This is a genomic window from Microcystis sp. LEGE 08355, assembly GCF_015207185.1.
Classification (GTDB): Bacteria; Cyanobacteriota; Cyanobacteriia; order Cyanobacteriales; family Microcystaceae; genus Microcystis; species Microcystis panniformis.
Genome location: NZ_JADEXI010000937.1, coordinates 1 through 1,109 on the forward strand (window position 1 = coordinate 1; position 1,109 = coordinate 1,109).

The window sequence follows — 1,109 nt, forward strand, 5'->3', positions numbered from 1 at the left end:
CCCCACACCCCACACCCCACACCCTGCCACCACCGAAAAACTTTTTCAGCAGACCCTAATTAAGCGGTTAAATCGATTAACTTTTGTTTTAAAGTTTCCAATCCTAGCCGACGAATAGCCGAGATAAAAACAGCTTGGGGATATTTTTCCTTAGCTATTTCCAAATCGTCGCTTTTTACCTGATCCAACTTATTAAACACCATTAACATCGGACCGGTTTGAATCGGCATCTCCGAGAGGATTTTTAACACCGAGGCAATCTGACTTTCCCAAGCTGGATGGGAGAGATCCACCAGATGGAGTAATGCTTCTGCTTCCGTTACTTCCTCTAAAGTTGCCCGAAAAGCATCCACCAGCGAGGGGGGTAATTCGTGGATAAAACCCACCGTATCGGTTAGTAAAAGGGTGTGAGAGACTTGGGTGAGGGGATCGGTAATAGTTAAGCGTCGGGTGGTGGGATCGAGGGTAGCAAACAGTTGATCGGCGGTATAAACTTCGGCAGCGGTGAGAGCATTAATTAAAGTAGATTTTCCCGCATTGGTGTAACCGACGATCGCCACACTGGCTACATCTTGTTTTTGCCGTTGTTTGCGTAAACGGGAACGATGAGCTTGCAGTTGATCCACCTCATCCTGGAGACGGGATAAACGACGTTGAATAGTTCGGCGTTCTGTTTCTAATTTTGTCTCCCCCGGTCCGCGAGTGCCAATTCCTCCCCCTAATCTCGACATGGCTAATCCGCGCCCAGTGAGACGGGGTAAAGTGTATTCTAATTGGGCTAATTCTACCTGTAGTTTACCCGCTTGGGATTGGGCCCGTTGGGCGAAAATATCCAAAATCACCTCGGTGCGATCGACCACTCTCACCCCGATTTGGTTCTCTAGATTGCGAATTTGGGCGGGAGAAAGGTCGCGATTGAATACAACTAAATTAGCCCCCGAAGTTTGCACCTGTAGGGCGATTTCTGCCACTTTTCCCGAACCGATCACTGTTTGAGGATGGGGATGATCCCGTTTTTGTCGGGTGACTTGCAAAACTTTGCCCCCGGCGGTATCAACTAAACGCTCTAATTCCCTTAAACCGTCCTCAAACTGGCGATCGCTCATATC

1 protein-coding gene is annotated in these 1,109 nt (G+C 48.5%); it reads right to left on the reverse strand.

From position 1 onward, the window contains the following. Positions 1–59 precede the first annotated feature (59 nt). Positions 60–1,109, reverse strand: a 1,050-nt coding sequence (gene hflX / locus IQ242_RS25425) for a GTPase HflX (RefSeq protein WP_193961859.1), incomplete at its 5' end; no start/stop codon positions are given.